The 7111-nt window shown below is 69.5% G+C and carries 7 protein-coding genes; all 7 read right to left on the reverse strand.

What is annotated here, in order from left to right; genetic code table 11:
* On the reverse strand, nt 1-923 hold a 923-nt coding region (gene guaA, locus AACZ35_RS10665), incomplete at its 3' end, for a glutamine-hydrolyzing GMP synthase (RefSeq protein ID WP_339829018.1).
* Between the two features lie 8 nt (nt 924-931).
* A complete protein-coding gene (guaB, locus tag AACZ35_RS10670; RefSeq protein WP_339829021.1) occupies nt 932-2389 on the reverse strand; it encodes an IMP dehydrogenase in 1458 nt (485 codons plus the stop codon).
* A gap of 42 nt (nt 2390-2431) precedes the next feature.
* The gene (locus tag AACZ35_RS10675) at nt 2432-3712 is read right to left on the reverse strand and encodes a TRAP transporter large permease subunit (protein ID WP_339829024.1); all 1281 of its coding nucleotides are present in this window, start codon (nt 3710-3712) and stop codon (nt 2432-2434) included.
* Nucleotides 3709-4194: a TRAP transporter small permease gene (locus AACZ35_RS10680; protein WP_339829027.1), complete on the reverse strand. Its 486-nt coding sequence runs from the start codon at nt 4192-4194 to the stop codon at nt 3709-3711. The genes AACZ35_RS10675 and AACZ35_RS10680 overlap by 4 nt, the downstream gene beginning before the upstream one ends.
* A 3-nt stretch (nt 4195-4197) precedes the next feature.
* Nucleotides 4198-5184 carry a TRAP transporter substrate-binding protein DctP gene (dctP, locus tag AACZ35_RS10685; RefSeq protein ID WP_339829030.1) on the reverse strand — a complete coding sequence of 329 codons (987 nt, stop codon included), beginning with the start codon at nt 5182-5184 and terminating at the stop codon, nt 4198-4200.
* Between the two features lie 13 nt (nt 5185-5197).
* Complete coding sequence (locus AACZ35_RS10690) at nt 5198-6088, reverse strand: TRAP transporter TatT component family protein (RefSeq protein WP_339829033.1); 891 nt, start codon at nt 6086-6088, stop codon at nt 5198-5200.
* A 17-nt stretch (nt 6089-6105) separates the two neighbouring features.
* Nucleotides 6106-6981 (reverse strand): bifunctional methylenetetrahydrofolate dehydrogenase/methenyltetrahydrofolate cyclohydrolase FolD, encoded by an 876-nt coding sequence (folD, locus tag AACZ35_RS10695; RefSeq protein WP_339829036.1) that lies wholly within the window; start codon nt 6979-6981, stop codon nt 6106-6108.
* Between the last annotated feature and the right edge of the window lie 130 nt (nt 6982-7111).

The raw sequence follows: 7111 nt of genomic DNA on the forward strand, positions 1-7111 counted from the left end.
ATGATCTTGCGCTTGGCTTCCGGGTCGGCGACGCCGGCGAGTGCATTGAAATAGCGGTCCGCCGCGTTCACGCGGATGACCTTCACGCCCATGTGCTCGGCGAACATCGCCATCACCTGGTCGCCTTCCTGCCAGCGCAGCAGGCCGGTATCGACGAACACGCAGGTCAGCTTGTCGCCGATGGCCTTGTGCAGCAGCGCGGCGACCACCGACGAATCAACGCCACCGGACAGGCCCAGCAGCACGGTGCCCTCGCCCACCTGGTCGCGCACGCGCTGGATCTGGTCTTCGATGATGTTGGCCGCGGTCCACAGCGTGCGGCAGCCGCAGATGTCCACCGCGAAACGACGCAGCATCTGCTGGCCGGACTTGGTGTGGGTGACCTCGGGGTGGAACTGCACGCCGTACCAGCGCCGTTGGTTGTCGGCCATGGCGATGATCGGCACCGATTCGGTGCGGCCGACCACTTCGAAGCCCGGCGGCACCTGGGTGACCCGGTCGCCGTGGCTCATCCACACGTCCAGCCGTGGCGGGCTGCCGGCGTGGTCCTTGAGTTCGTCGAACAGCTCGCAGGGCGCCGTGACCTCGACCTCGGCGTAGCCGAACTCGCGGTGGTGGCCGGCCTCGACCTTGCCGCCGTGCTGCGCGGCCAGGGTCTGCATGCCGTAGCAGATGCCCAGGATCGGCACGCCGGCGTCGAAGACTTCCTGCGGCGCCCGGGGCGAACCGGCTTCGGTGGTTGATTCCGGGCCGCCCGAAAGGATGATGCCGCGGGCGCCGTAGGCGGCGATTTCGGCCGGGTCGTGGTCCCAGGCCCAGATCTCGCAGTACACGCCGAGTTCGCGGACGCGGCGGGCGATGAGCTGGGTGTACTGCGCCCCGAAATCGAGGATCAGGATCTTGTCGCTATGGATGTCGGTCATGGGTGGCGTCAGCCCATCCGGTAGTTGGGCGGCTCTTTGGTGATCGTCACGTCGTGCACGTGCGCCTCGCGGGTGCCGGCATTGGTGACCCGGACGAACTTGGGCTTGGTGCGCATTTCTTCGATGGTGGCGCAGCCGACGTAACCCATCGACGAGCGCAGGCCACCGGCCAGCTGGTGCACGATGTTGCCCACCGGGCCGCGGTAGGGCACGCGGCCTTCGATGCCTTCGGGCACCAGCTTGTCGGCGTCGGACGCGTCCTGGAAATAACGGTCCTTGCTGCCCATTTCCATCGCGCCCAGCGAGCCCATGCCGCGGTAGCTCTTGTAGCTGCGGCCCTGGAACAGCTCGACCTCGCCCGGCGCCTCTTCGGTGCCGGCGAACAGGCCGCCGATCATGATGACGCTGGCGCCGGCCACCAGGGCCTTGGCGATGTCGCCGGAGAAGCGGATGCCGCCGTCGGCGATCAGCGGGATGCGGCCCTTGAGCGCATCGGCGACCATGCCGACCGCGGTGATCTGCGGCACGCCGACGCCGGCGACGATGCGGGTGGTGCAGATCGAACCGGGGCCCACGCCGACCTTCACGGCGTCGGCGCCGGCGTCCATCAATGCCAGTGCGGCGTCGCCGGTGACGATGTTGCCGCCGATCACCTGCAGGTTCGGGAAGGTCTTCTTGACCCAGGCCACGCGCTCGATGACGCCCTGGCTATGGCCATGGGCCGTGTCCACCACCACCACGTCCACGCCGGCAGCCACCAGGGCCTCGATGCGGGCTTCGGTGTCACCGCCGACGCCGACCGCGGCGCCGGCCAGCAGCTGTTCGTCGGCGTCCTTGGCGGCGTTGGGGTTGTCGCGGGCCTTCTGGATGTCCTTGACGGTGATCAGCCCGCGCAGCGCGAACTGGTCGTCCACCACCAGCACCTTCTCGATGCGGTGGGTGTGCATGAGCTGCAGCACTTCGTCGTCGCTGGCACCTTCACGCACCGTGACCAGCTTTTCCTTCTTGGTCATGATGTGGCGCACGGGATCGTCGAGCTTCTTCTCGAAGCGCATGTCGCGGCTGGTCACCAGGCCGACCAGGCGGCCGCCGTCGACCACCGGCACGCCGGAGATGTTGCGGGCGCGGGTGAGCTTGATCACTTCGCCGATGGTCGTTTCCGGGCCCACGGTGAAGGGTTCGCGGATGACGCCGGCCTCGAAGTTCTTGACCTGCAGCACGTGCGCGGCCTGCTGCTGCACGGACATGTTCTTGTGCAGGATGCCGATGCCGCCGAGCTGGGCCATGGCGATGGCCAGGCGGGCTTCGGTGACGGTGTCCATGGCGGCCGAGATGATCGGCAGGTTCAGGCGGATGCCGCGCGTGAGCTGCGTGGCGAGACTGACGTCCTTGGGCAGGACCGCGGAATGGGCGGGAACGAGGGAGACGTCGTCGAACGTCAGCGCTTCGGCCTGGATGCGCAGCATGGAGCGACTCCGGGGGAGAGTGAAGCGCGGCATTATAGCCGGTTATAGCAGCGACAGGCTCAGTGCCGGCCACCAGGTCACCAGCGCCACCGCCAGCCCCAGCACCAGGAAAAACGGCCAGCAGGCGCGCACCAGGGTGCCGATGGGCTTGCCGAAGCGGTAGGCGGCGATGAACAGGTTCATGCCCACCGGCGGCGTGAAGTAGCCCAGCTGCAGGTTGGCCAGCATCACGATGCCCAGGTGCACCGGGTGGATGCCGAAGGCCGCCGCCACCGGGATCAGCAGCGGCGTCAGGATGACGATGGCCGAGAAGATGTCCAGCAGCATGCCCACGGCCAGCAGGAACAGGTTGAGCAGGCCCAGGAACACCCAGGGGCTGTCGACGTGCCGGCTGAGCCACTCGAACAGGCGCGTCGGCACCTGCTGGTCCACCAGCCAGTTCGACAGCGCCAGGGCCGCCGCCAGGATCATCAGGATCGCGCCGACCAGGCGCATCGATTCGGCCATTACCCCGGGTAGCTTGTCCCAGGTAATTTCCTTTTTGATACAGACAATTACAACGAATACATAAAGTGCTGTCACAGCCGCGGTTTCGCTGGCCGCCAGCGCGCCCGAATAGATCGCGCCCAGCACGATCACCGGCAGTGGCAGTTCCCAGGCGCAGTCCCTGAGGGCAGCGCGCAGTTCGCGGCCGTCGAAACCGTGGCTGGCGCGCTCGATGCCCCGCCCGGCCCACATGGCGTGCACCGAAAGCATGGCGATCATCAGCAGGCCCGGCAGCAGGCCGGCCAGGAACAGGTCGGGAATGGTCACCGGCGTCGGCCCGCCCACCTGCCCGGCCACGAAGCCGTAGACGATCAGCGGCAGCGAAGGCGCGAACAGCAGGCCCAGGCTGCCGGCCGACGTGACCAGGCCCAGGCTGTAGCGTTCGGAATACCCGGCCTCGCGCAGCGCCGGGTACAGCAGCGCGCCCAGGGCCACGATGGTGACGCCCGAGGCACCGGTGAAGGCGGTGAACATGGCGCAGGCGACGATGGCGACGATCGCCAGCCCTCCCGGCAGCCAGCCCAGCAGCGCATTGGACAGGCGCACCAGCCGCCGCGGCGCCCCGCTTTCTCCCAGCAGGTAACCGGCCAGCGTGAACAGCGGGATCGCCACCAGCCCGGGCAGGTCGCCCAGGCGGTAGACCTCCACGGCCACGATGATCAGGTCGTAACCCGCCAGGTGGAATCCCAGCAGGGCCACGGCCAGGATCACCGCGAACAGCGGCATGCCCAGCGCCGCCAGCAGTGCCACCACCAGCATGCCCAGGCCCAGGCTCACGGATCCATGTCCTTGGGTTCGGGCGGCGTTACGCCCGCGGCCAGCGCAAATCGCAGCGCCATCAGCCCAAAGCCGGCCGGCAGCGCCAGCATCGGCACCCAGCTGGGCACGCCGGCGATGAAGGGCAGCGGCGCTTCGCGTTCCAGCTGCACCAGGCCCCAGCCCAGCCAGGCCATGCCCGCGCAAAGCGCGGCCGTGGCCGCCTGCGCGATGGCCCAGGCCACGCGCCGGGCCGTCGGCGGGAGCACCCGCGGCAGTGCATCGATGGCGATGTGGCGATGGCCGCGGGTCGCGCCCAGCGCTCCCAGCAGGGCCAGCCAGAGCACGCCGGCGCGCCCGGCCGGTTCCGCCCAGGCCAGGCCGGTATCAAGGAACAGGCGCAGTCCGATCTGCGCCAGCGACAGCAGCAGCAGCGACGCAAGCAGCGCCGCCAGCAGCACGTCCTCGGCCTGGTGCAGGCGCCGGACCCAGCGGCCGGGCACGGATCAGGGCGTCCCGTCCGCGGCCAGCGCCTTGCGCACGGCCGACATCACGACGGCCGACAGTTCCCCCTTGGCCTCCATGTCGGCGATGACCTGGTCGCCGGCGGCGCGCCAGCGCGCGGCTTCCTCGGGTGTCAGGGTGGTCACGGCCAGGCCCTGCTTCTTCAGCGCTTCGAGCGCCGCCAGGTTGTCGCGCTGGACGGTGGCGTCCATGCGCGCGGCGGCGTCGCCGAAGGATTTTGCGAGCACCTGCTGGTCGGCCGGCGACAGCCGCTTCCAGGCTTTTTCGTCCAGCACCAGGTAACCGACGACGAAGGTCAGCGGCAGGTCCACCATGTGCCTGAGCTTGCCGTGCCACTGCAGGGCGATGGCGCCGCTGGGCGTATTGGCGACGGTATCGACCATGCCGGTCTGCAGGCTGGTGAACACGTCGCCGATGGGCAGCGGAATCGGGCTGATGCCCGCGGCCTCGAAGGTGCGGATGGCGATGACGTCGTTCTGCGGCACCCAGAGCTTGATGCCGTTGACGTCGGCGCGGCTGCGCAGCGGACGGTCACCCATCATGTAGGCAAAACCCACGCCCGAAACCCCGAGCATGCGCAGGCCACGTTCCTCGAACCCCTTGGCCAGCAACGGATCGACCGCGGTGCGTACGCGCTGCACGTCGTCCCAGTCGTCGAACAGGAAAGGCAGGCTGTAGGCCGGCGCGTCGGGATAAACCATCGACAGCTCGCTGGCGGTCAGCACCCCGCCCTGCAGCTGGCCCAGGCGCATCTTGCGCAGCACCACGGCATCGTTGCCCATCACCCCGCCCGGGTAGAACTTCACCTGCACCCGGCCCTGGGTGCCCTTCCCCACTTCTTCGGCGGCGGTGCGCAGTTCGCGCATCCAGGCCGAGCCCTCGGGGGCCAGGGTGGCGATCTTGATCGCCTGGGCGCCGGCGGGCAGCGACAGGGCGAACAACAGGCACATCAACAGCGGGCGGAACATGGCGTTTCCCCGGTCAGAAAAATTCGCGGCCGCTGGCCACCAGCGCGTGGGCGCGCTCCTGGGCCAGCACGTTCATGAGGGTGAATCCCGGCTCGGCGGGTTCGGCGGCCAGGACTTCGGCCAGCAGGCGGTCGTGCAGCGGCTGGTCGTACACCAGCCGCGCGTAGGTTTCCGCCATCAGGACCTTGGCGTAAAGATTGCGGCCGCCGGACTGGCTGATGGCGGCTTCGAAGTGTTCGCGGCCCAGGTCGGGGCGGCCACCGACGGACTCGGGCCGCAGCGAATGCAGCACGCCCAGGTAGACCCTCACCATGCCGCGGTCGTGGCCGGGATCGATGCCGGCCACGCGCTCGAGCAGCGCCTGGACCTTGGGAAGGTCCGCGATGGCGGCCCAGTCGTCGCTGTGGGCCTGCAGGTAGCCGGCCCAGGCGGCGCCCAGCGCGTACAGGGTCTGGATGTCGTCGGCCGGCGCCGCGGCGACCTGCGCTTCGAACACATCCACCGGACCCGGCATCGCTTCGCACAGGCCGGCATTACGCAGGCAGGTGCCGCGGCGGGCGTAATCGAGGGCCTTGGCCGAGAGGCGCTGGGCGCGCACGGTGTCCTCGCCGGTGAAGCTGCCGGCATAGGCGCCGTTGAGGCCGGCGGCAGCGAACAGCAGCGGCGCATTGCCCGCCTTGCCCGGCGTCTGGCCCTGCACCAGGGCATCGATCAGCAGCAGGTAGGCCGGCAGGCCGTCGCGCACGGTGGCCGGGTCGTTGCTGTTGTAGACCGCTTCGCCCAGTTGCCCGGCGAAGCGGTCGCCGGCCCGGCCGGCGATCGCCGTGCAGCCGGCCAGCAGCAGCACCAGCAGGCCGGTGGCCAGGCAACGGATGGAAATCGTCGGGCGCGTGTTCATCGGCATGGGCCCAGTGTGCCGGCTCAGCGTGACGATTGCGCGGCGTCGAGGGCGTCGGCGGCTTCGAGCGTGTTCTGCATCAGCGTCGCCACGGTCATCGGCCCGACCCCGCCGGGCACCGGCGTGATCCACGAAGCGCGTTCGGCCGCGGCCGCGAAGCCGACGTCGCCGACCAGGCGCCCGTCCTCGAGCCGGTTGATGCCGACGTCGATGACCACGGCGCCGGGTTTGACCCACTCGCCCGGAACGATGTCCGGCCGGCCCACGGCCACGACCAGGATGTCGGCCTCGCCGACGTGGCGGCGCAGCACGTCCCTGGGCGTGAACTTGTGGCAGCTGGTGGTGGTGCAGCCGGCAATGAGCAATTCCAGCGCCATCGGCCGGCCGACGTGGTTGCTGACGCCGACGATGGTGGCGCTGCGGCCGCGCACGGGCTGGTCGGTGTAGGCCAGCAGCGTGGTGATGCCACGCGGCGTGCACGGGCGCAGGCCGAACTGGCGCAGGGCCAGGTGGCCGACGTTTTCCGGGTGGAAACCGTCCACGTCCTTGCGCGGATCGATGCGGTGGATCAGCCAGTTGGCGTCGCGGTTACCGGGCAGCGGGAGCTGCACCAGGATGCCGTGGATGGCCGGATCGGCGTTGAGGCGGTCGATCAGCGCCGCCAGTTCGGCGTCGGAGGTATCGGCCGGCAGGTCGTAGTCGACGGCGCGGATGCCCACCTTCTTGGCGGCCCGGCGCTTGTTGCGCACGTAAACCGCCGACGCCGGGTCGGCGCCAACCAGCACCACCGCCAGGCCGGGCGCGGCCTTGCCCGCGGCCAGGCGGGCCTTCACGCGCCGCGCGAGGTCGTCCAGGAGGGTATCGGCAATGCCCTTGCCGTCGAGGATGCGGGCGCTCATGGCACGATTATCCCCGAACCCCACCCGGTACCGCCACATGAATGACAGCACCGCCCTTGAAGCCGCTGCCTTTCGCCGCCTGCTGGCCCACCTGCGCGAACGCAGCGACTTCAAGGGCGGTGCTGTCATT

This window comes from uncultured Arenimonas sp. (genome assembly GCF_963976025.1).
In the GTDB taxonomy this organism is placed as follows: Bacteria; Pseudomonadota; Gammaproteobacteria; order Xanthomonadales; family Xanthomonadaceae; genus Arenimonas.

Coding starts and splice junctions, on each gene's coding strand:
- guaB (WP_339829021.1), bottom strand. CDS start 2,389: ATGCTGCGCATCCAGGCCGAAGCGCTGACGTTCGACGACGTCTCCCTC.
- dctP (WP_339829030.1), bottom strand. CDS start 5,184: ATGTTCCGCCCGCTGTTGATGTGCCTGTTGTTCGCCCTGTCGCTGCCC.
- AACZ35_RS10690 (WP_339829033.1), bottom strand. CDS start 6,088: ATGCCGATGAACACGCGCCCGACGATTTCCATCCGTTGCCTGGCCACC.
- folD (WP_339829036.1), bottom strand. CDS start 6,981: ATGAGCGCCCGCATCCTCGACGGCAAGGGCATTGCCGATACCCTCCTG.